Source organism: Fictibacillus phosphorivorans (assembly GCF_001619875.1).
Lineage (GTDB): Bacteria > Bacillota > Bacilli > Bacillales > Fictibacillaceae > Fictibacillus > Fictibacillus phosphorivorans_B.
The window spans coordinates 133,369-155,886 of sequence record NZ_LRFC01000023.1 but is presented as its reverse complement, the minus strand read 5'-3'; the positions used below and the strand labels follow the sequence as shown (position 1 = coordinate 155,886).

At 39.3% G+C, this 22,518-nt stretch carries 21 protein-coding genes; all 21 read right to left on the bottom strand.

The genetic code is table 11. The annotated features are described in order from the left end of the window. Positions 1 to 16: 16 nt before the first annotated feature. Positions 17 to 1,120 (bottom strand): transcription termination factor NusA, encoded by a 1,104-nt coding sequence (gene nusA / locus AWM68_RS10295; protein WP_066240894.1) that lies wholly within the window; start codon positions 1,118 to 1,120, stop codon positions 17 to 19. 19 nt (positions 1,121 to 1,139) lie between these two features. Then, positions 1,140 to 1,610, bottom strand: coding sequence for a ribosome maturation factor RimP (gene rimP / locus AWM68_RS10290; RefSeq protein WP_066240887.1), 471 nt, complete (start codon positions 1,608 to 1,610; stop codon positions 1,140 to 1,142). Positions 1,611 to 1,765: 155 nt separating this feature from the next. Further along, positions 1,766 to 6,067 carry a PolC-type DNA polymerase III gene (locus AWM68_RS10285; protein ID WP_066240884.1) on the bottom strand — a complete coding sequence of 1,434 codons (4,302 nt, stop codon included), beginning with the start codon at positions 6,065 to 6,067 and terminating at the stop codon, positions 1,766 to 1,768. Between the two features lie 410 nt (positions 6,068 to 6,477). Next, entirely contained in the window at positions 6,478 to 8,190 is a 1,713-nt protein-coding gene (locus tag AWM68_RS10280) for a proline--tRNA ligase (protein ID WP_066240881.1), read from the bottom strand. 27 nt (positions 8,191 to 8,217) lie between these two features. Next, entirely contained in the window at positions 8,218 to 9,480 is a 1,263-nt protein-coding gene (gene rseP, locus AWM68_RS10275) for an RIP metalloprotease RseP (RefSeq protein WP_066242429.1), read from the bottom strand. Between the two features lie 5 nt (positions 9,481 to 9,485). Next, the gene (dxr, locus tag AWM68_RS10270; protein WP_066240877.1) at positions 9,486 to 10,643 is read right to left on the bottom strand and encodes a 1-deoxy-D-xylulose-5-phosphate reductoisomerase; all 1,158 of its coding nucleotides are present in this window, start codon (positions 10,641 to 10,643) and stop codon (positions 9,486 to 9,488) included. A 16-nt stretch (positions 10,644 to 10,659) separates the two neighbouring features. Beyond that, positions 10,660 to 11,448, bottom strand: a complete 789-nt coding sequence (locus AWM68_RS10265; RefSeq protein WP_066240874.1) for a phosphatidate cytidylyltransferase — start codon at positions 11,446 to 11,448, stop codon at positions 10,660 to 10,662. A 13-nt stretch (positions 11,449 to 11,461) separates the two neighbouring features. After that, the gene (locus AWM68_RS10260) at positions 11,462 to 12,217 is read right to left on the bottom strand and encodes an isoprenyl transferase (RefSeq protein WP_066240869.1); all 756 of its coding nucleotides are present in this window, start codon (positions 12,215 to 12,217) and stop codon (positions 11,462 to 11,464) included. A gap of 126 nt (positions 12,218 to 12,343) precedes the next feature. After that, the gene (gene frr, locus AWM68_RS10255) at positions 12,344 to 12,901 is read right to left on the bottom strand and encodes a ribosome recycling factor (RefSeq protein ID WP_066240865.1); all 558 of its coding nucleotides are present in this window, start codon (positions 12,899 to 12,901) and stop codon (positions 12,344 to 12,346) included. Next, positions 12,901 to 13,626, bottom strand: coding sequence for a UMP kinase (gene pyrH / locus AWM68_RS10250; protein WP_066240860.1), 726 nt, complete (start codon positions 13,624 to 13,626; stop codon positions 12,901 to 12,903). The genes frr and pyrH overlap by 1 nt, the downstream gene beginning before the upstream one ends. Before the next feature lie 340 nt (positions 13,627 to 13,966). Then, on the bottom strand, positions 13,967 to 14,845 hold the full coding sequence (tsf, locus tag AWM68_RS10245; RefSeq protein WP_066240856.1) for a translation elongation factor Ts: 879 nt from the start codon (positions 14,843 to 14,845) through the stop codon (positions 13,967 to 13,969). 102 nt (positions 14,846 to 14,947) lie between these two features. Then, positions 14,948 to 15,673 (bottom strand): 30S ribosomal protein S2, encoded by a 726-nt coding sequence (gene rpsB, locus AWM68_RS10240; RefSeq protein WP_066240854.1) that lies wholly within the window; start codon positions 15,671 to 15,673, stop codon positions 14,948 to 14,950. A gap of 156 nt (positions 15,674 to 15,829) precedes the next feature. Beyond that, entirely contained in the window at positions 15,830 to 16,252 is a 423-nt protein-coding gene (locus AWM68_RS10235) for a DUF6115 domain-containing protein (protein WP_066240852.1), read from the bottom strand. A 12-nt stretch (positions 16,253 to 16,264) separates the two neighbouring features. Next, positions 16,265 to 16,519, bottom strand: coding sequence for a hypothetical protein (locus AWM68_RS10230; protein WP_156488377.1), 255 nt, complete (start codon positions 16,517 to 16,519; stop codon positions 16,265 to 16,267). A gap of 18 nt (positions 16,520 to 16,537) precedes the next feature. Further along, entirely contained in the window at positions 16,538 to 17,878 is a 1,341-nt protein-coding gene (locus AWM68_RS10225) for a DUF342 domain-containing protein (RefSeq protein ID WP_066240848.1), read from the bottom strand. 11 nt (positions 17,879 to 17,889) lie between these two features. Next, positions 17,890 to 18,654: a FliA/WhiG family RNA polymerase sigma factor gene (locus AWM68_RS10220; RefSeq protein WP_066240846.1), complete on the bottom strand. Its 765-nt coding sequence runs from the start codon at positions 18,652 to 18,654 to the stop codon at positions 17,890 to 17,892. A 16-nt stretch (positions 18,655 to 18,670) separates the two neighbouring features. Continuing rightward, the gene (locus tag AWM68_RS10215) at positions 18,671 to 19,159 is read right to left on the bottom strand and encodes a chemotaxis protein CheD (protein WP_066240844.1); all 489 of its coding nucleotides are present in this window, start codon (positions 19,157 to 19,159) and stop codon (positions 18,671 to 18,673) included. Further along, positions 19,152 to 19,784 carry a chemotaxis protein CheC gene (locus AWM68_RS10210; RefSeq protein ID WP_066240842.1) on the bottom strand — a complete coding sequence of 211 codons (633 nt, stop codon included), beginning with the start codon at positions 19,782 to 19,784 and terminating at the stop codon, positions 19,152 to 19,154. The genes AWM68_RS10215 and AWM68_RS10210 overlap by 8 nt, the downstream gene beginning before the upstream one ends. A 1-nt stretch (position 19,785) precedes the next feature. Continuing rightward, complete coding sequence (locus AWM68_RS10205; RefSeq protein WP_066240840.1) at positions 19,786 to 20,250, bottom strand: chemotaxis protein CheW; 465 nt, start codon at positions 20,248 to 20,250, stop codon at positions 19,786 to 19,788. Positions 20,251 to 20,285: 35 nt separating this feature from the next. After that, positions 20,286 to 20,414, bottom strand: a complete 129-nt coding sequence (locus tag AWM68_RS22015; protein ID WP_269446789.1) for a hypothetical protein — start codon at positions 20,412 to 20,414, stop codon at positions 20,286 to 20,288. A 95-nt stretch (positions 20,415 to 20,509) separates the two neighbouring features. Continuing rightward, positions 20,510 to 22,513, bottom strand: a complete 2,004-nt coding sequence (locus AWM68_RS10200) for a chemotaxis protein CheA (RefSeq protein ID WP_066240838.1) — start codon at positions 22,511 to 22,513, stop codon at positions 20,510 to 20,512. Positions 22,514 to 22,518: the final 5 nt, after the last annotated feature.

The window sequence follows — 22,518 nt, the reverse complement described above, 5'->3', positions numbered from 1 at the left end:
TCCACCTCGTCTTCCCTTACTCTTCATCCTCATCAGTATCATCAAAGAAATCATTACGAGCGTTTGCAGGATCATAAACGCCAGATTCTACTGCTTCAGTCTCACTTTTAATATCAATCTTCCAACCTGTTAACTTGGCAGCGAGGCGAGCATTCTGTCCTCTTTTACCTATTGCCAATGAAAGTTGATAGTCTGGCACGATAACAGTAGTCATTTTCTCTTCTTCATTTACTTGAACTTCTAATACTTTTGCAGGACTTAGTGAATTTGCCACATAAACGACAGGATCTTCACTCCAGCGTACGATGTCGATCTTTTCGCCGTTCAGTTCATTTACGATGGTTTGAACACGCGCACCTTTTTGCCCAACACAAGAACCTACTGGATCCACTTCAGGATCTGCAGCATGTACGGCAATCTTTGAACGGTCTCCCGCTTCACGTGCGATTGATTTAATTTCAACTGTCCCATCATAAATTTCAGGCACTTCAAGTTCGAACAATCTTTTTAATAAACCAGGGTGAGTTCTTGAAACCAAGATTTGAGGACCTTTAGTCGTCTTTTCAACTTTTGTAATATACACCTTGATGCGGTCGTTTGTCGTATGTGATTCACCAGGCATCTGTTCTGCAGCAGGCAATAGTGCCTCTACTCTGCCGAGGCTTACGTACATATAACGGTGGTCTTGTCGTTGGACAATTCCGGTAATAATGTCTTCTTCACGGTCAATAAATTCTGAAAAGATAATTCCACGTTCTGCTTCTCGTACACGCTGTGTAACAACTTGTTTCGCTGTTTGTGCAGCGATACGTCCAAAGTCTTTAGGTGTAACTTCCTCTTCTACTATATCGTCAAGTTCATATCCAGGGTTAATGGCTTGTGCTTCAGCGACTGAGATTTCTTGACGATCGTCCTCTACCTCATCAACCACATTTTTTCTGGAAAATACACGAATACTTCCTGTGTCTCTGTTAAAATCTACACGAACATTCTGCGCTTGATGAAAGTTACGCTTATAAGCAGAAATAAGGGCTGCTTCAATCGCTTCAATAATAACTTCTTTGCTAATCCCTTTTTCTTTTTCTAACAATGTAAGTGCATCCAAAAGCTCGGTACTCATTTTTCTTCTCCCCTCTTCATTAAAAAACAACCGCAAGACGGGCATTTGCCACTTTTTTATACGGCAACTCTACCTTTTTCACTTGCGTTTTTACTCTAATCTCCATGAACAGCGTTTCACCGTCAAAGTCTTTTAAAAGTCCTTCATATACCTTTTCACCGTTTATGGGCTCATAAAGTTTAATGTTTACATTTTTGCCGATAGCGTTTTTGACATCTTCAGGTTTCTTAAGCGGTCTCTCAACACCTGGAGAAGATACTTCTAAAAAGTAGGGCTGTTCGATCGGATCAAGTTCATCTAATTTTTCACTTAATTGTTCACTGACTGCCCCGCATTCTTCAATGTCAACACCACTCGTGGAGTCGATATAAACACGCAGAAACCAGTTTTTACCCTCTTTAACAAATTCAACGTCAACAAGTTCAAGTCCTAGTTTTTCAACGATTGGGGTTACAAGCTCTGATGTGAGCTCTGTAATCTTCTGACTCATTGCTGCCCTCCTTCTAACTGAATGACCTTAAAACGTAACGAAAGAGTGGGGAGCCCCACTCTTTCGTCGACAGTTATTCATTCAACAGTATTTCCAAAAATACTATACCATAACCAGTAAAATACTGCAACTTTCAGAAGCTTCAAAAACCGCTATTAAAACAGTGAAAGCTGGTTTGCATCAGGCAATCCTTCGAGACAGCCTTGATCATCTAAATACTCAATAATCGTTTTTGAAAGCTTAGCACGCTGCTGAAGATCTTCTTTAGAAAGAAACTCACCTTGCTCTCTTGCTTTTACAATGTTCAATGCCGCATTCGTCCCAAGACCGGCTATCGAATTAAAAGGCGGTATCAGCGTATCACCATCAACTAAAAAGTCTGTTGCGCTTGAACGATACAAATCTATTTTTTGGAAGGAAAGTCCTCTTTCACACATTTCCAGTGCAAGCTCAAGCACGGTTTGAAGGTTCTTTTCTTTTGTTGATGCATCAAGACCTTTAGCTGAGATTTCCTCAATCTTTGTTCGAAGTGCTTTTGAACCTCGAATCATAGACTCTACATCAAAATCATCCGCTCTTACAGTAAAGTAAGCAGCATAGAACCAAATCGGATAATGCACCTTAAAATAAGCAATACGAACAGCCATTAATACATATGCTGCCGCATGGGCTTTAGGGAACATATATTTAATCTTTAAACAGGAACCAATGTACCAGTCTGGCACATCATTTTGTTTCATCTCTTCAATCCATTCATCAGGAAGTCCTTTTCCTTTACGTACACTTTCCATAATTTTAAAGGCAAGTGAAGGATCGAGACCTTTGTAGATGAGATAGACCATAATATCATCACGGCATCCGATAACATCTTTCAGCACACAAGTTCCGTTTGCGATAAGTTCGTTTGCATTGTTCAGCCAAACGTCTGTACCATGTGAGAGCCCTGAGATCTGAACAAGCTCAGAAAATGTGCTTGGCTTTGTTTCTTCAAGCATCTGTCTTACAAACTTTGTTCCGAATTCTGGGATACCAAGCGTACCTGTCTTACACATGATCTGTTCATCCGTAACCCCTAACACTTCTGGTCCGGAGAAGATTTTCATTACTTCAGGGTCAGAAGCTGGAATGGTCTTCGGATCAATACCGCTTAAGTCTTGAAGCATACGGATGACAGTCGGATCATCGTGTCCTAATATATCAAGTTTTAAAAGGTTATCGTGAATAGAGTGGAAATCAAAGTGAGTTGTTTTCCATTCTGATGAACTATCATCAGCCGGGAACTGAACAGGACAAAAATCATAGATGTCCATATAATCAGGAACTACAATAATTCCGCCTGGATGCTGTCCAGTTGTTCTTTTAACCCCTGTACAACCTGAAACGAGACGGTCTACTTCTGCAGAACGAATCGTTAAGTTATGGTCACCTGCGTATCCTTTAACATAACCATAGGCGGTTTTTTCTGCAACCGTACCGATCGTACCCGCTCGATACACATACTCTTCACCGAACAGCTCTTTCGTGTAGTTATGTGCTCTAGGCTGATATTCTCCTGAGAAGTTCAAGTCAATATCAGGTACTTTGTCTCCTTTAAATCCTAAGAACGTTTCAAACGGTATGTCTTGTCCATCTTTAATATAGAGAACATTACAAGTTGGACACTCTTTATCAGGAAGGTCAAAACCAGACCCAACTGATCCATCGTTAAAGAAATGTGACTCTTTGCAGTTTGGACAAACATAATGCGGAGGCAGTGGATTTACTTCTGTAATTTCTGTCATGGTCGCGACAAAAGATGACCCGACTGAACCACGTGATCCTACTAGATATCCATCGATCAATGATTTTTTAACAAGCTTGTGAGAAATCAAGTAAATAACAGCAAATCCGTGGCCAATAATACTCGTCAGTTCTTTTTCCAGCCTTTTCTCAACGAGATCAGGAAGGTTTTCACCATATATACTTCTTGCACGGTTATAACTCATTGATCGAACTTCATCATCCGCACCTTCAATCTTAGGTGTATAAAGATCGTCAGGTATCGGCTTTATCTCTTCAATCATGTCTGCAATATGTCTTGTATTTTCACAGACTACCTTTTCCGCTGTTTCTTCCCCTAAGAAAGAGAACAAATTCAACATCTCGTCTGTTGTACGAAAATGAACTTCAGGGAGCGTTTGTCTGTTCAGCGGATTTGCTCCGCCTTGAGAGGAAATCAAAATCTTTCTATAGATCGCATCTTCAGGATTTAAATAGTGCACGTTTCCAGTTGCAACAACTGGTTTATTTAATTTCTCTCCTAACTGAACGATGTTGGAAAGAATATCTCTTAAATTCATTTCATCTGAAACAAGTTCTCTTTCAATAAGGTGATAATAGTTGCTTGGCGGCTGAATCTCTAGATAATCATAAAACTCCGCAATCTTTTCGACTTCTTCGATCGGCTTCTGCATCATGCCTTCAAAAACTTCACCTTTGTCACATGCAGATCCTACTAAGATCCCTTCACGCAATTTATTGAGCCGTGAACGCGGAATCCGCGGTGTTCGATAAAAATAAGAAAGATGTGATTCTGAAACGAGCTTATATAGATTCTTCAATCCTTCTTGTGTAGCTGCAAGCAGCGTACAATGAAACGGTCTGGATCGCTGGAAACCGCCTTGTCCCATATTATCGTTTAAACGATCATGGTAGAAAATTTCTTTTTCAAATGTCTCTTTTAATAGTTTCCATAAAAGATACCCCGTTGCTTCTGCATCATATATCGCACGGTGATGCTGTGTAAGTTCTATGTCAAACCTTTTACAAAGGGTATTCAGTCTATGATTCTTTAATTGAGGCAGCAAGAATCTTGCAAGTTCCAATGTATCAATGACAGGATTCTTTGCTTCACCTAAGCCGATCTTACGCAAGCCTTCGTTTAAAAATCCCATATCAAAGCTTGCGTTATGTGCTACAAGAATATCATCACCCATAAATTTATTGAAATCTCGAAGGACTTCTTCAATTTCAGGCGCGTTCTCGACCATATCGTCTGTGATGCCTGTTAAATTGATTGTCGTTTCAGATAAAGATTCATGCGGGTTAGCAAACCTTTCAAATCGATCAATGATTTCTCCGCCTCTAACCTTAACTGCTGCTAGTTCAATAATTTTATTATACACCGCTGATAAGCCCGTAGTTTCAACGTCAAAAACAATGTATGTTTCTTCTGATAGTTTTCTTGGTGCTTCATTGTAAGCAATCGGAACCCCATCGTCTACCAGGTTGGCTTCAAGTCCATAAAGAATTTTTATCCCGTTTTTTTTGCCCGCGCTATAAGCTTCAGGAAAGGATTGGACACCTGCATGATCTGTAATTGCAACAGCAGGATGTCCCCATTTCTTTGCTTGTCCGACAAGAGAGGATACAGAAGATACCGCGTCCATCTGACTCATAGGTGTATGAAGATGGAGTTCCACACGTTTATTATCATCTGCTGCTGTATCTTTTCGGAACTCAGGCTTGATCTCATTTATATCGTTTGCAATCATAACGAGATCTCTGACAAAGGTATCGTTTTGAATACCTCCGCGTACTTTTAACCACATACCCTTTTGGATTCCTTGAAGAATTGGAATATCTTCTTTATCACGCGAGAAGATTTTGACCAAAAGAGAATCTGTATAATCAGTAATCTTAAATGTTAGTAGTGTGCGGCCGCTTCTAAGCTCTCTTGTTTCAGCGTGAAATACGTAACCTTGTATTGTGATGCGTCTTTCTTCATCTTGAATAGTCTGGATCGGCACTGGTTCGTCCTTTATTGAGTAGCCAATCATGATATCTGTTCTTGCCGCAGGGCCATCCGATTTATTAGCTGACTTTTCTTTTTCAACGAGAGCTTCCATCACTTTATTCTGATCTTCTTGCTTACGCTGTTCTAAAAACTTTTGATAATCTTCTTCAGAATGTTTTATTTCCGTCTTCACTAAGACTGAATGAAAACCGAAATGACTGTACATCTCTTTAATCACTGGAGAAAGTTTTCTCTGTACTAAAGTTTCTTCGGCGTCGTTTCGGACGGTTAGACATAAGAAATTCCCATCAGCTACAGGATCTTGGATAGAGAGCATACTGGATAGGCTTGGACCAGTCGTCTCCACAAGCTTTTCCTTACATAACGGCCAATAGCTGAGCAGCTCCTCTGATTGAAAGCTCTCCTTTGTTTGCAGTGAAAAGGTCACTTTCGCAATATGTTGAAAGGTTTGCTGAAGACTAGTACTAAACCATGCATAACCTTCTGCTGTTAACGGCCGGTTGATGGCGATTGAAAAGTGCCAGCTCCGATTCAGTTTATCTATAGTAAGTTTTTCGATTGTCCCTTCCGAAAAACCGATTTTCATATGATCAGGAATTCCTAATTGTTCTAAAAGAAGCGACAGCCTTTCCTGTCTGATCTGCTGATCATTTTCGCTCATAAGAACCTCCTTTTAAAGGGGTTTATTTAGATTTTCAACAACCCAACTAACGTATGTTTTGGAGACGTTTGTACCTTTTTATTATACTATACGAAATATGGATATTACCTCGTTTTCATCTCATTAAATGATTCCAAATTTCGTAAAGTAGAAAAGTACAAAGAGAAAGGTACCTCTTGTACGAGAGGTACCTCCTCTTTTTATTATCTTCGTATCCTTCGATGCTCTTGAAAGTATTGATTTGCGTTACAGGTTACTTCGCTTTCCGCGGGGCGTGCGGTGAGCCCCCTCGTCGCTACGCGCCTTTGAGGTGTCTCACCTGTCCCGCTCGTCCCGCAGGAGTCTCGTACCTTCCACTCCAATCAAGTTTCAATGAAGTCAAATTTCAAAATCACTGAAATTTGTAATCGTTAATTCTTGAGTTTATCCCACTCTTGTTTAATAAAGCTGCTTAAATCTGAAACAGGGACTTCAAAAGATTCTCCGCTCTTACGGATCTTCACTTCAACGATACCTTCAGAAGCACGCTTACCTACCATAACACGAATCGGCAATCCGATTAAGTCACTATCTGCAAATTTAACACCTGCACGCTCAGGACGGTCATCATATAAACAATCAAATCCATCGTTCTTAATTAAATCGTATAGTTCATCTGAGAGTGCAGCTTGTTCAGCATTCTTGCTGTTTACAGCAATTAGATGAACATCGAATGGAGTAAGGGATAACGGCCAAATTAACCCCTTATCGTCGTTATTCTCTTCGGCAACTGCTGCTAGTGTACGGGAAACACCAATACCGTAACAACCCATTGACATGATTTGGTTTTTACCATTCTCATCTAAATAAGCTGCTTTCATCGGCTCGCTATATACTTTTCCTAGCTTAAACACATGACCGACTTCGATTCCTTTTGCAAAAACAATTGTTCCTTTGCCATCTGGCGACTTGTCACCTTCTACAACAAAGCGAATGTCAGCTGATTGGCTATATTCAAAATCTCTTTTCGGATTAACATTTAAAAAATGGTAACCTGATTCATTTGCACCGCAAACTGCATTTACCATGTATGGAACTGCTTGATCGGCAATAATTTTTACTTCTTCAGATACCGAAACTGGTCCGATTGAACCTGGCTCTGTGTTCAACCACTTCTTCGTATCCTCTACAGAAGCTAAAGCAACATCTGTAGCCGAAAGTTCATTTTTAAGCTTGATCTCGTTAACTTCATGATCGCCTCTTACTAGGACTAATACAGGTTGTCCATCAGCCATATAAAGCAACGACTTAATGATTTTGGAAGAAGATACATTTAGGAATCCAGAAACTTCTTCTATCGTTTTTGCCTGTTCTGTCGCAACTTTTTCGAGTTCTAGAAGACTTTCTGAAGAACTTTTAACCTCAAGTAATACTGGAGCCATTTCAATATTGGCAGCAAAATCCGATTCATTAGAATATGCGATTAAGTCTTCACCGATATCTGATAAAACCATGAACTCATGGTTGTCTTTACCGCCGATTGCTCCTGAATCTGCTAAAACAGCGCGGAAATTTAATCCGCAGCGGCTGAAGATTGCAGAATACGCATTTTTCATCGCTTCGTACGTTTCGTCAAGACTTTCCTGTTTATCATGGAAAGAGTAGGCATCTTTCATAATAAACTCTCTTCCACGCAGAAGACCAAAACGCGGGCGCTTCTCGTCTCTGAACTTCGTTTGAATCTGATAAAGATTCAATGGAAGCTTTTTATAAGATTTTACTTCATCACGAATAATGCTAGTAATGACTTCCTCATGTGTCGCTCCAAGAGCAAAGTCACGCTCGTGGCGATCTTTTAATCTCATCAATTCTGGTCCATAGCTATACCATCTTCCACTTTCCTGCCAAAGTTCAGCAAGCTGAAGTGCCGGCATCATCATCTCTTGAGATCCGGCACGGTTCATTTCTTCTCTTACAATGTTCTCTATTTTATGAAGTACTTTTTTCCCCAGCGGCAAGAATGAATAGATACCTGCTGCATTCTGCCTGATAAATCCTGCTCTTAAAAGAAGCTGATGACTTTTCACATCTGCATCTGCAGGAACTTCACGTAATGTTGGCATAAACAACTGACTTTGTCTCATAATCTCTACTCCTCAAATAATCCCTAATTAACCAAGAAATATCTTTTGTATATCGTTCCATGTAACAACAAGCATCAATAACATAAGAAAAGCAAATCCGATAAAATGAACCATTCCCTCTTTTTGAGGGTCGATCGGTTTTCCTCTCAATGCCTCTACTCCTAAGAAAAGGAGACGACCTCCATCAAGAGCTGGCAGCGGCAGCAGGTTGAAGATTCCTAAGTTAATACTTAAAATAGCAGCCCATTGTAATAACATATATACACCAGCTTTTGCCGCTTGATCCGTGTACTCATAGATACCAAGCGGGCCAGATAACTGGTCGATTCCATGCTGTCCTGTTATAAGCTGTCCAAGCCCCGTGAAGATAGCGGTTGTCATAAACCATGTTTGTTTCGCACCATATTCAAGTGAACCGACAAAAGAAGATTCTGTAAATGGATGTGCTCCAATGAAACCTTCGTTTTGATTTTCAGCACCTTTTCGTGTACCCAATGTGACTGGAACGACTTTTTCTTCGCCGTCTCGATTAATCGTAAACATGAGCTTCTCACCAGGATTTTGCTGAATAACTGAAACTAGTTCTTTCCAATCATCCATCTTTTCACCTTGAACGGCAATGATTTTATCGCCTTGCAGCAAACCAGCTTTTTCTGCAGCAGCACCCTCTTGCAGCGTCCCCAACCTAGACTCGTTTGTTGGGATTCCTTGCATAAGCGAAAAGGCTACAAGGATAATAAACGCCAGTAAAAAGTTCATTGCTGGACCAGCAAAAATGGCAAGTGTTCTCTGCATGATGGTTTTCGAGCCGAATTGGCGGTTATACGGTGCAATCTGCATTTCTTGATGATCTGCAACAAATATTGCATCTTCTTTTACTTGATACGTTTTTGGACTAGCTTCTTCATTCTCAAAACCTGTCAAATAGAGGTCCCGATCCAAATCCGCTTTTTCAATCGTGATCGTTTTTTGAACCGGATATTTATCACGGTGATTTACAACGATCTTCTCTACTTCTTTTGCCTCATTAAAGATTAATCCAACTCTGTGCCCTGCCTTAAGTTCAATACCTTCTGGATCTTCTCCAGCCATTCGCACGAATCCTCCAAGAGGCAAAAGTCGAATCGTATAGACCGTTTCTCCTTTTTTGAAGGCAAACACTTTTGGGCCGAATCCAATTGCAAACTCACGGCACAAAATACCAGCACGTTTTGCTAGCAAAAGATGTCCTAGTTCATGAAAGAAAATTAAAGCCCCTAAAATGATGATAATGGCTATCACAGTGTTCATTTCCATTACCTGCCTTTACTTAGTAGTGACTCCACAAAGATTCGAGTCCTCGTATCTGTTTCTTGAATTGTCTCAAGGTCAGGTGTACTGACATTTGACAACTCCAGCATCGCACGCTCAATCATTTCCTCTATTTCAAGAAACGTAATATGACCGTTTAAAAATAACTCGACTGCTTTTTCATTCGCTGCATTTAAGACAGTTGGCATCAATCCTCCTGCAATCCCTGCATCAAATGCAAGTTTCAAACATCTGAAACGATCGTAATCCATTTTTTGAAAATGTAATTGTCCAACTTCCCATAAGTTTAACCTTTTCCCTTTTACTAATTCAAGTCTGTCGGGATATGTAAGCGCGTATTGAATCGGCACTCTCATGTCAGGTTGTCCGAGATGAGCGATTATGCTTGTATCAACAAACTCTACCATAGAGTGTATGATACTTTCCTTATGTAAAATGACGTCTATTTTGGAATAATCGAAGGAAAACAACCAATGAGCTTCAATGACTTCCAAACCTTTGTTCATCATTGTGGCAGAATCAATGGTGATCTTCGCACCCATAGACCAATTTGGATGATTTAATGCTTCTTGGACCGTTACGTTTTTTAATTCATCACGTGATTTATCTCTAAAACTTCCACCCGAAGCTGTTAAAATTAGTTTTTCAACACGGTTGGTATCTTCTCCATTCAGACATTGGTAGATTGCCGAATGCTCTGAATCTACTGGAAGGACTGTAACATTGTGTTTCTTTGCATGTTCCATAACAAGATGCCCAGCTGTTACAAGTGTCTCTTTATTGGCTAAAGCAATCGTCTTCTTTGCCTCAATTGCTTTTAAAGTAGGCAGTAAGCCTACACTGCCTATCACTGCATTGACTACTACAGAAGAATCCGTTGAAACTGCAGCCTCGATGAGCCCTGCCATACCTGAAACAATTTTAGTGGATGGTCCTACAGCTGTTCGAAGTTTTTTTGCGTCTTCTTCGTTTTGAACAGCACATATTTCAGGCTTGAATTCAGAAATAATTTTTTCGGCTGTTTCAATATTTTTACCAACAGACATAGCACTTAATTTGAATTGCTCTGGGTGAGAGGCGATCACGTCTAATGTCTGAACGCCAATTGAGCCTGTAGCACCTAGTAAACTGACTAATTTCATTCTTTACCTCCAGCCATTATCCTAACAAGTGAAGTACATGAAGCAGCGGGAACACGAATAGTGCACTATCTAATCGATCGAGTATTCCACCATGTCCAGGAAGGAGAGTACCTGAGTCTTTCACATCATAGATCCGCTTGAATGCCGATTCGGCTAAGTCTCCAATTTGACCGAAAATCCCTGCTACAACTGAAATAACTAAAATATGAATCAATGACAATTCAACAAAATTCACAGCATAGCTTATAATCCCAACTAACAAGCTGAAGAAAATACCTCCAACTGCGCCTTCTATCGTTTTGTTCGGTGAGATAACGGGCCATAGTTTACGCTTCCCCATTGACTTTCCAACAAAATAAGCTCCAGAATCAGTTGCCCATATCATAAATAGGATTAAAAAAAGGATCTGTATGCCATTTTCTAAGATTCTCGTTTCTTCTAAGTAGAAAAAACCAAAACCTACATAAATCGAACTAAATAATACAAATGAAATATGGTTATAGTCTGTTTTGTTCTTTTGTATGACAGTTACAACTAATAATAGAAGAACTGCAAGTATAATGGCATCTGTTTTAGTAAAGGGTTCAAGATTTTGCATCCATTGTTGAGGCAGTGCGATCAAAACGGCTAAAAGAAGCCCAATTCCTCCAATAAAAGAAAATTCTAGTCCTTTCATCCGCAATAATTCATACATGCCAATCCCTGTGAGTAATAGTATCAAAAGTGAGAACGGCCAGCTCCCGTAAAGGGTAATCCCTATAAATAAAACGGCTGCGATTACACCTGTTATAATCCGTTGTTTCATAAGTCCTCCTTATTTAAACACCGCCATACCGCCTGCCTCGCCCGGCAAATTGTGATACAGCATCTCGTAAATGCTCCTCAGAAAAATCAGGCCATAATACATCTGTAAACCAAAATTCAGAATACGCAAGCTGCCATAGCATAAAGTTGCTCAATCGCACTTCACCACTCGTCCTGATTAGAAGATCAGGATCTTTAAGATCGCGTGTCATCAAATGTTTTTCGATCAATGACTCATCGATCTCTGAGAGTTCCAATTTTCCTTGTTTCACTTCAGAAGCAAGTGTTTTCACTGCTGATGTAATCTCATCACGACTTCCATAATTCAGTGCGAAATTTAAAATTAATCCTGTGTTGTTTTTTGTTCTGTTTATTGCTTCATCTACAGCTTTAATCGTATGAAGGGGCAGAAGTTCTTTTTTACCCATTATTCGCACTTGGACGTTCTCTTTAATCAAATCTGGCAGAAAAGTATTTAAAAATTCACCCGGAAGCTTCATTAAAAAATCTACTTCCTCACGAGGTCTCTTCCAATTTTCAGTTGAAAAAGCGTAAAGTGTAAGTACTTCGATTCCTATCCTGTTTGATTCTTTAACAATTTTTCTAACCGTTTTCATACCTTCATGGTGACCTGCAATACGCGGCAAAGCTCTTTTTCTTGCCCATCGCCCATTTCCATCCATAATAATGGCTACGTGAGATGGAATGTTTTCTTGTTTAAATGTATTTGTTTCAGAACCTTTTTTCTTAAAGAAAAGCTTGTCAAGCATGTATAAGCCTCCATCTTCTAGACTTCAAGTGTTCATCGTATCTACTTGATAAACAATGGTGATAAGTCTAATAAAAAAACCCCCTTTATAGAGGGCTTTTTATATTTAATTGTACATGGAAAAGCTTTATACTTCCATGATTTCTTTTTCTTTTACTGAACTTACAGAATCAACTTCAGAAGTGTATTTATCAGTAAGTTTTTGAACGTCATCGTTATAACGGCGAAGTTCATCTTCTGTAATCTCTGCTTCTTTTTCAAGTTTCTTCAGTTCATCATTTGCATCTCTGCGAACGTTACGAAGCGCGACTTTCGCTTCTTCTGCAAACTTTTTAACAAGTTTAACAAGTTCTTTTCTGCGCTCTTCTGTTAATGCCGGAATTGCAATACGAATAACCTGACCATCGTTTGACGGAGTAAGACCAAGATCAGACTTTAAGATCGCCTTTTCAATATCAGCCATAGCTGTTTTGTCGTAAGGCTGGATCACTAAAAGTCTTGCTTCTGGCGTTGTTACACCAGCTAACTGATTGATCGGAGTTGGAGTTCCATAATACTCAACCTGTACTCTGTCTAATAAAGAAGGATTTGCTCTTCCTGCACGAAGTGTTGAATATTCACGACGTAAGGCTCCGATCGCTTTTTGCATTTTTTCTTCTGCTTGAGTTAAAACTTCTTTTGCCATTAGTTTTTCCCCCTTATAACCGTTCCAATTTTTTCACCAGCAACTGCTCGTTTGATGTTTCCTTCTTCCATGATCGAGAAAACAACTAACGGAATATCATTATCCATACATAAAGACGAAGCTGTTGTATCCATAACTGCCAAGCCATCTTTTAAGAGATCAAGATAAGATAATGTAGTATATTTAACAGCGTTCTCGTCGAGTTTAGGATCTGCTGAATACACACCGTCTACATTGTTCTTCGCCATTAAGATAACTTCTGCTTCGATTTCTGCTGCTCTTAATGCGGCTGTAGTATCTGTAGAGAAATAAGGATTACCTGTTCCTGCTGCAAATATAACTACACGCTTTTTTTCAAGGTGACGAATGGCTTTTCTTCTGATATAAGGTTCTGCAACCTGACGCATTTCTATAGAAGTTTGTACTCTTGTTTGAACCCCGATGTTTTCAAGACTGTCTTGAAGGGCTAATGAATTCATGACAGTAGCAAGCATACCCATGTAGTCTGCTGATGCACGGTCCATTCCCATCTCACTGCCCGTCTTTCCGCGCCATAGGTTTCCACCACCTACAACTACAGCAACTTCTACGTCTAATTCAACAATTTCTTTCACTTGCTCAGCAATAGATTGAACGATTTTCGGGTCAATACCAGAAGTTTGTTCACCAGCTAATGCTTCTCCACTTAATTTCAAGACGACTCGTTTATATTTTGAAGTAGTCATTTGTCCCTCCATCACCTAAAAAATGTATTTACCTGGTTTAAGGCTGTTTAAATAAAGCTTCGTTGCTTTTGAAAGTGTTGGTTTCCGTTTCAGGCGCTCGCTTTCCGGGGGGCGTGCGGTAAGCCTCTTAGCGCTTTGCGTTTAAGAGTCTCACCTGTCCCGCTGATCCCCCAGGAGTCTCGCGCCTTACACTCCAATCAACTTGTCAAGGAAGAATAGTAATAAAATGACACAAAAGCAACATCTTAATAGCTTATAATTAGAGCCTTTACAAAAACCAAAGATATTTCTGTAAAAAAAGAGGAACACAACGTGCTCCCCCTCTTTTTGAAAAATGTGCTTACTTTTTCACTTGAGACATTACTTCTTCAGCGAAGTTGTCTTCACGCTTTTCAAGACCTTCTCCAACTTCAAAACGAACGAAGGCTTTAACAGTAGCACCTTTGGAAGCTACATATTTACCAACTTTTTGGTCTGGATCTTTAATGAAAGATTGGTCATTCAAGCAAATATCTTCGAAGTATTTACCAAGACGTCCCTCAACCATTTTAGCTACGATGTTTTCAGGCTTGCCTTCGTTAAGCGCTTGTTCAGTCAACACTTTACGCTCACGAGCTACTTCTTCTTCGCTTACTTCGTCACGAGAGATGTATTTAGGGTTAACAGCTGCAACGTGCATAGATACGTCTTTCGCAACTTCCTCTTCAGTTGTTCCTTCAACAACTGAAAGAACACCAATACGTCCACCCATGTGAAGATATGCACCAAAAGCAGCGTTCTCGTCTTTTTTCAAGATTTCAAAACGACGAAGTGTAAGTTTTTCTCCAATTTTAGCAATCGCAGAGTTAATGTAGTCATTTACAGTTGTTCCGTTAAAGTCAGAAGCTAGTGCATCTTCAACAGAAGCAGGTTCAGTAGCTAATAGGTGGTTACCTAATTCAGCGATTAAGTTTTTGAAGTTTTCGTTTTTTGCAACGAAATCCGTTTCAGAGTTCACTTCAAGGATAATTGCTTTGTTGCCGTCAACGATTACTGAAGTTAAGCCTTCTGCAGCGATACGGTCAGCTTTCTTAGCAGCTTTCGCGATCCCTTTTTCACGAAGGTAATCGATTGCTGCCTCCATGTTACCGTCTGTTTCAGTTAGTGCTTTCTTACAATCCATCATACCTGCGCCAGTTTTCTCACGCAATTCTTTAACCATTTGTGCTGTAATAGCCATGTGTTTTGCCTCCTTATGGGATATGTAGTACTTAAGTGTGCTTTACATTAAAAAAGGTGATAAAGGGTCATCCCCTCTACCACCCTTGAGCATTCCATTTAATTAAGCAGTAGTTTCTTCTTCAGCTGCTTCTGCTACTTCTTCTCCGCCTTGGTTAGCTTCGATGATAGCATCAGCCATTTTACCAGTAAGAAGTTTAACTGCACGAATTGCATCATCGTTACCAGGGATAACGTGATCAACTTCGTCCGGATCACAGTTCGTATCAACGATTGCGATGATCGGAATGTTTAATTTACGAGCTTCAGCAATCGCAATGCGCTCTTTACGAGGGTCAACTACGAATAATGCATCAGGAAGCTTGTTCATGTCTTTAATTCCGCCTAGGAACTTTTCAAGACGCTCCATTTCCTTTTTAAGAAGGATAACTTCTTTTTTAGGAAGTACATCAAATGTACCGTCTTCTTGCATTTTTTCAAGATCTTTTAAGCGGTTGATACGCTTACGGATTGTACCGAAGTTTGTTAAAGTTCCACCTAACCAACGTTGGTTGATGTAGTACATATCAGAACGTTGAGCTTCTTCCTTAACAGAATCTTGAGCTTGTTTCTTTGTTCCAACGAAAAGGATCTTTCCGCCGTCTGCTGCGATGTTACGCATAACATTGTAGCATTCTTCAACTTTCTTTACTGTCTTTTGAAGATCGATGATGTAGATACCGTTTCTTTCTGTGAAAATGTAACGAGACATCTTCGGATTCCAACGGCGAGTCTGATGACCAAAGTGTACACCAGCTTCTAACAATTGTTTCATTGAAATTACTGCCATAATGGCACCTCCTAGGTTTTTTTCCTCCGTTTGTTTCACCTTTGAGCAATAACTGAAAAATCAGCACCACATTACTCAAATCCGCAAACGTGTGTGATTAACACCGAGAAATAATATAACATGATTCGTGTATTTTCTGCAAGTCTTTTTAAGGTGTTATGCGTAAAATTTTAATAGTAATTGCACTTCACCTTTTCCTCGGTCAAGCATTTTAGCAATTTCTTCAGCATTATACCCTTGTCGAGCTAATAGTAACACTTTATTTCGAGCATTATTTTCATCGGCATGCAAATTCTTTACTTCCTCAACTAAGTTCGTGTCGACCTCTTCAGCAACTTCTTGCATAGAGTTCGAATCGTGGTTCTCCTTAATCTGTTTAGAAAATTGTATAATCATCTCATGTAATCTTGCATTTTCTTCTTTCATTTCTTGAGAGAAGAGCTCAAGAAGTTCTCCTACATCTTCATTTATATATGAATCCTGATTCACTGGCTGTACATGAACCTTTTTCCATACTTTAAATAAAAAATAAACACAAATGATGTTTAATAGTAAACTGAAGAAAATTAAACCATACATATCACTTCCCCCCTATCCTGAATAATCAATGTTCTGCCCTTTAAATGGATGATTGTTATTTGTTTCGTCTTTCTTTGTATGTAATAAACTTTCTCCTGCTGATGTATTCTTATTGACACGTTTCGATTCTATTTTATCTTTCTTACGCATCTCTTCTGATCGATATTCTTGCTGAAGAAGTCCTCTATTTAAAGTATCCATAGCTGATTTTGCTGCATCCACTGATCTTGGAATAGCAACTTGAAGTTCGATTAATTTCAAACTCAACGTTTCCACATCCATTTCTTATAAGGAATGTATAACGATTTCTTTATCTTCCATAAATACTTTAGCCGATTGAAACGGAGAGTGCACTTTTCGTTTGTACTTGCCGATTCCAATCTCAACATTTGGATGCAAAATACCTTTAACAGTAACCATCGAGTGCAAAGAGTTATCATTTGCTGCTTTTTCCTCTTTCAGTTCTGTAAGTTGATGGTTAGTTTGAAGAATCGTATTAACAATTTTATCAATTGTCACTTTATCCATCTTTTTTTCTTCCATAACCGCTTTTAGCTGATTCAATTTCTTAAGGTTTAGCTCTAGATCTAGCATTTTTTGTTCATAGCCAACCTTAATCTGACCACTATTTTCGTTCGTTTTTATATATAGCAACGTTTTAGAATACGTTTCATTTCCGATTTCATTTGCTGAAATTTCACTTCCAGCAATACATGTTCCGCCAGATATGTTCCCTTTACCATTTAGGCATCTAACACTCTGTCCTGCTTCACAATGACTGTGCATGATTGTCTGAGCAACTTCAATGTTTTCTCCTGCATAAATGGTTCCTTGACTAATATAGAGAGAAGTAAAGTTTCCTGCACAGCGTATTAAGCCTTTTCCTTGACCAAGTACTCCGCCACCGATCACAACATTTCCTTGCGATATGATTTCTGCTGCCTCAACAACACCTTCAATCCGCACATCGCCTTGGGCTAAAATTTTAAATCCTGATGGAACATCACCTTTTATATGTACATTTCCTACAAAATCAATATGACCTGTCTTCAAAGAAACGTCGCCTTGAACCCTATAAACAGGATAAATATGAACAACATTTTTATGGTGCGTTACTTCTCCGCTCTTTGAAGCATACACACATAAATCCTCAGCATTAAAAACGGTATTCTCTCCATTCTTTATATGAAGATCTTTCCCTTTTTTCGCAGGCAAGGGTTCACCAAAGACCGTAATGCCGGGTATTCCGTCTGTTGCTGCTTGTTTTCTTGCCACGATTTCTCCAAATTCAACGGTAGGTATTGTAAATAAACGTTTAAAATCTACTTTTTGGCTCTCTTCTACTTTTACATCGCATTCGGTTTCATATGCTGGGATAAGTTGAGCTGGTTTACCGTCAATAGGGAGTTTTCCTTTTGCGATTTCTGCAGGAAAGGAATAAGTATCCAGGTTTTCTACAATCAAGTTTAATACTTCTTTTCTCACACCATGTTTAATCCCTTTGGATCCGATCCATGCTGCTAATCCCGAAAAACTAATTTGATCTGCAGGAATGGCAGCTTCTTTTTTGAACAAAAGAGCTCGTGTATCTTTTTGTTCCCGTTTAATATCAAACCATTGATCCATATCTCTACTCCTTACATATAGCGTTGCAGAACCTGTCTTATACGAAATAATGCTTTTGAATGTATTTGAGATATTCTTGATGTTGATAAACCGAGTACTTGTCCAATTTCTGTTAACGTTAATTCTTCAAAGTAAAACAAACTAACTACGAGCTGTTCTTTTTCTGATAGTTCTTTAATGACAAGAGCGAGCTCCCCATGAAGTTCTTCCTGAAGGAGGCTGTTTTCTGGAGTGATCGCCTTTTTATCTTCAATGGTATAACTTACTTTCTCACGGCTTTCTGTTTCTTTATTCTCTTCATCGATCGATAGAACATTGGCTAAAAAGCTTTCTGACATAACAGTTGTTACTTCACTTTCTGAATAACCTAATTCTTCAGCAACTTCTTTAGCGCTAACTGAGCGTAAGTTTTCTTGTTCTAGCCGTTCAATAGCCGCTTCTACTTTTTTTGTTTTTTCCCTAAGGCTCCTTGGTAGCCAATCTTCTCTTCTTAAGCCATCGAGAATCGCCCCTCTAATACGGAAGGAAGCATACGTATCAAATTTAAGATCTCGTTCCGGCTCAAACTTTTTTAATGCATCATATAATCCCAGCATGCCAAGGGATCGGAGTTCATCTTTATTAACGCTCTTTGGAAGCCCAACTGATATTCGTTGTACATGATAATTTACTAGAGGCAGATAAGCACGCATTAATTCATCACCTGCTTCTCGGTCACGACTTGTGTTCCACTTATGCCAGCATGTTTGTTCTTCTATTAAAGATGGCTCCGTCATGGTAATACTCCTTTGTTTAAATTACTTTTATACCCGCATTTACCGTTTTAATCGTTAATAATGTGGTATTCGGGTCAAATTCAATCGTTCTTCCGCTAGACCCGCCAGTATCACTCGCAATTAGCGGGATTTCTAAAGAATAAAGCTCTTCTTTTACTCTTTCTACATTACGGGGACCGATTCTCATCATTTCGTTTCCTGATGAAAATTGAAACATTTGCGCACCGCCTGCTATTTTAGCTTTTAGTGCTTTCCTGTTTGCCCCCAGGTTTATTAACATTTCATATAAACTCCTAATGGCGGTATCTGCATATTTTCCTTTATTTAAAGCTGGTGCTTTTGATAATGATGAGTCTGGAAGCATGATGTGAGCCATCCCTGCAATTTTGTTTATTTGATCAAATAAGATAACACCTACACACGATCCAAGACCTGTAGTTCTAATTGTATCTGGAGGGGATACGACATTTATATCCGCTATCCCCACCTTAATAATTTCACTCATCCAACGGAACTCCTAATGCAAGAAAGATTTTTGAGAATGACTCAGGGTCTGGAAGTAAGAAAAAGTGTCCTTTAACTTCATCTTGTTTTTCAATATCTGTAAAAGCAGTGTCTATTACAATGGCATAATCGCTAACCGTTGAAATTTCAAACAACCCAAAGCTTAAGATTGCCCCAGCCATGTCAATACTTGTAGCAGGTACAGAAGGCTGCAAATTTAGACTTGTAAAATCAGAAAACGATGTAAGATATGAACCAGAAAGGATGTTACCAACTTCCTGAAGCGCAGACAGTGATATTTCTGAAACATCATCGCCTGCCAACTGTACCCGTTGTCCTCCTAATAGGTCTTTAAGAAGTAACTCAGCCTGTTCAATCGGCAGCATAAAAAACATACATCCCGGAGCATCTCCGACAATTCTTAGGAAAACAGAAGCTACAACATTCTCAGCTCCTCCGACCATCTCTGAAATCTCTTCAAAAGAAATGACATTCACTGAAGGGACTTTCATATCAACCGCTTTGTTCAGCATTTTGGACAATGCTGTAGCAGCATGGCCAGCTCCAATGTTTCCTATCTCACGTAAAATATCTAAATGGATCGGCTGAATCTTTAAAAAGTCCATTTTAATTAAGACTTTCCTTAGCTAGCTGAACATCAAGTTTTTCTGGATTCAAGACTTTCACAAGATCGAGTAGAATGAGCAGTCTTTTTTCAATCTTCGCAACGCCTTGTATGTACTCAGCATCCACACCACCTACAACTTCGGGTGGCGGTTCGATCGAATCTTTATCAAGATCAATCACATCATTTGCAGCATCCACTATCAATCCGGCCTCAATCGTTCCTACTGATACAATAATGATTCGTGTCGTGTCGGTATACAGCTCTTCTTCGATACCAAAACGTAAACGCAAATCAATAATTGGTGTTACAACGCCTCGAAGGTTGATTACACCTTTAACAAAATCTACAGTTCTAGGAATTCTCGTAATGTGCTGCATTCTTTCTATTGATTTGACGTGCTGAACAGGAACAGCGTATTCTTCGTCTTTTAATTGAAAAATGATAACTTTTTCTTCGTTCGTCATCTGGATTAACCACCTTTTTGATTAATTTAGCCATCTCATTGTTGCTCTTTGAAGGGTTGATTTCCGTTCCAGGCTGCTCGCTTTCCGCGGGGCAGGCGGTGAGCCCCTTGCTGCTTTGCGCCGTTAAGGGTCTCACCTGACCGCTTGTCCCGCAGGAGTCTCACACCTTGCACTCCAATCAACTTTTCAATGAATACAAAATCATTCCAAAAGCATCACTCTAATAGATAAGAGTCATTAAGGAGTAACCTTTAAAAAATTATTTAATAAGTGCATTACAGTCTAAAATTAAGGCTACTTGTCCGTCTCCGAGTATCGTTGCGCCTGAGATCGCAAAAACGGATGTTAAATACTGACCTAGTGATTTTAATACGATTTCCTGCTGTCCGATAAACGAATCAACAACTAACGCTGCCATTTTGTCACCTTTCCTTACGACAACTACAGGAACGTGCTGGCTTGTTTCATTTGTTTCTGGAACTTCAAAGATTTCCTTCATGTTAACGAGCGGCACTACTTTCCCACGGAAATCAATGACTTTTTGATTATGAGCAGATAAAATTTCTTCTTTTTTTATAATGGCAGTCTCAATAATGGACGATAACGGAATCGCATATTTTTCTTGTTGAATTTCAACAAGCATGACTGACATAATCGATAAAGTTAACGGGAGCTGAATGGAGAAAATGGTTCCAAATCCAGCTGTTGAATCAACAGATATCGATCCGCCTAACGACTCGATCTTGTTCTTAACAACATCAAGTCCAACTCCACGTCCAGAAATATCTGAAATAACGTCAGCCGTCGAAAATCCAGAAGCGAATAACAATTCAAAACACTGTTTATCGGTCAAATTTTCTGACATTTCTTTCGTGATGATCCCGTTCTCTAATGCTTTTTCTAACACTTTTTGTTTATTAATACCCGCGCCATCATCTTCAATCTCAATAAACACATGGTTACCGCTGTGAAACGCTCTTAAGTAGATTGTTCCTGTTTCATTCTTTCGGGCATTAGACCGAATAGAAGGGTTTTCAATTCCATGGTCTATAGAGTTTCTAAGCAAGTGGACAAGCGGATCACCGATCTCATCAATAACTGTCCGATCGAGTTCCGTATCAGCACCAATAATTTCTAGGTTCACTTTCTTGCCTAAGTCTTTTGCTAACCCTCTAACCATTCTTGGGAATCGATTAAAGACTTGTTCTACAGGGACCATACGCATCGTTAATATGATATTCTGAAGATCTCCTGATACTCTAGACATTCGTTCGACCGTTTCGTTTAAATCAGAACTTTTTAGGGATTTTGAAATCTCCTCTAGACGTCCGCGGTCAATGACGAGTTCTTCAAACAAATTCATAAGCTGATCAAGTCTTTCGATATTTACACGAATCGTTTTACCTGACCCGGCAGAACTTGTATTTTGCTGTGTTTCTTCTTTTTTATTTTCATTGTTTACAACTTGTTCTACACCTTGGTTCTCAATACTTTCTTCAACAGCTGCTGCGTTAAGATTTTCAGTAGTAATCTCTGATACTTCAACCCCTTCGATCTCAGAAACTTTAAAAATACGATCTTTTATATCTTGTGCTGATTCTTTCGTGAGCACGGAAAGGTTAAAGCTTGTTTCAAACTGCTCTGCTTCAAGCATGTCAACAGCTGGCATGGTTTTAATAATCTCACCGATCTGCTCAATTACTTCAAAAACCATATAAACCCTCGCTGCTTTTAATATGCAATCCTCACGTAATGAAATGGAAAGCTCAAGCGCGTTAAAACCTTGTTCTTTCGATTGAAGAATGATCTGTTTTTCGTACTGATCATAACTTTGCATACTTTCCGTATTACTTCTCTTGCTAGTTAAAGCAGGAGCTGGTGAATCTCCATTTTCTAATGCTTCAAGATCTCTTACTGTCTCTGAAACATCGCGTTTACCGTTACCGCCTTCAGCAATTTCAACAACCATCGCTTCTAAGTGATCGAGTGATACAAAAAGAACATCTAGTACAGCAGCTGTTACAGGTATCTTTTTATTCCGGATCGCATCAAGAACGTTTTCCATGCAATGCGTTAAACTAGCAAGATCTTCATATCCCATTGTTGCAGACATACCTTTTAATGTATGAGCAGACCGGAATATTTCATTTACGATTGACAGCTCTTCTGGTGATTTTTCGAGCAGCAGCACCTGTTGGTTAATAGCTTGTAGATGTTCTTTGCTTTCATCAATGAATATGTCAAGATATTGTGTCATTTCCATCGTAT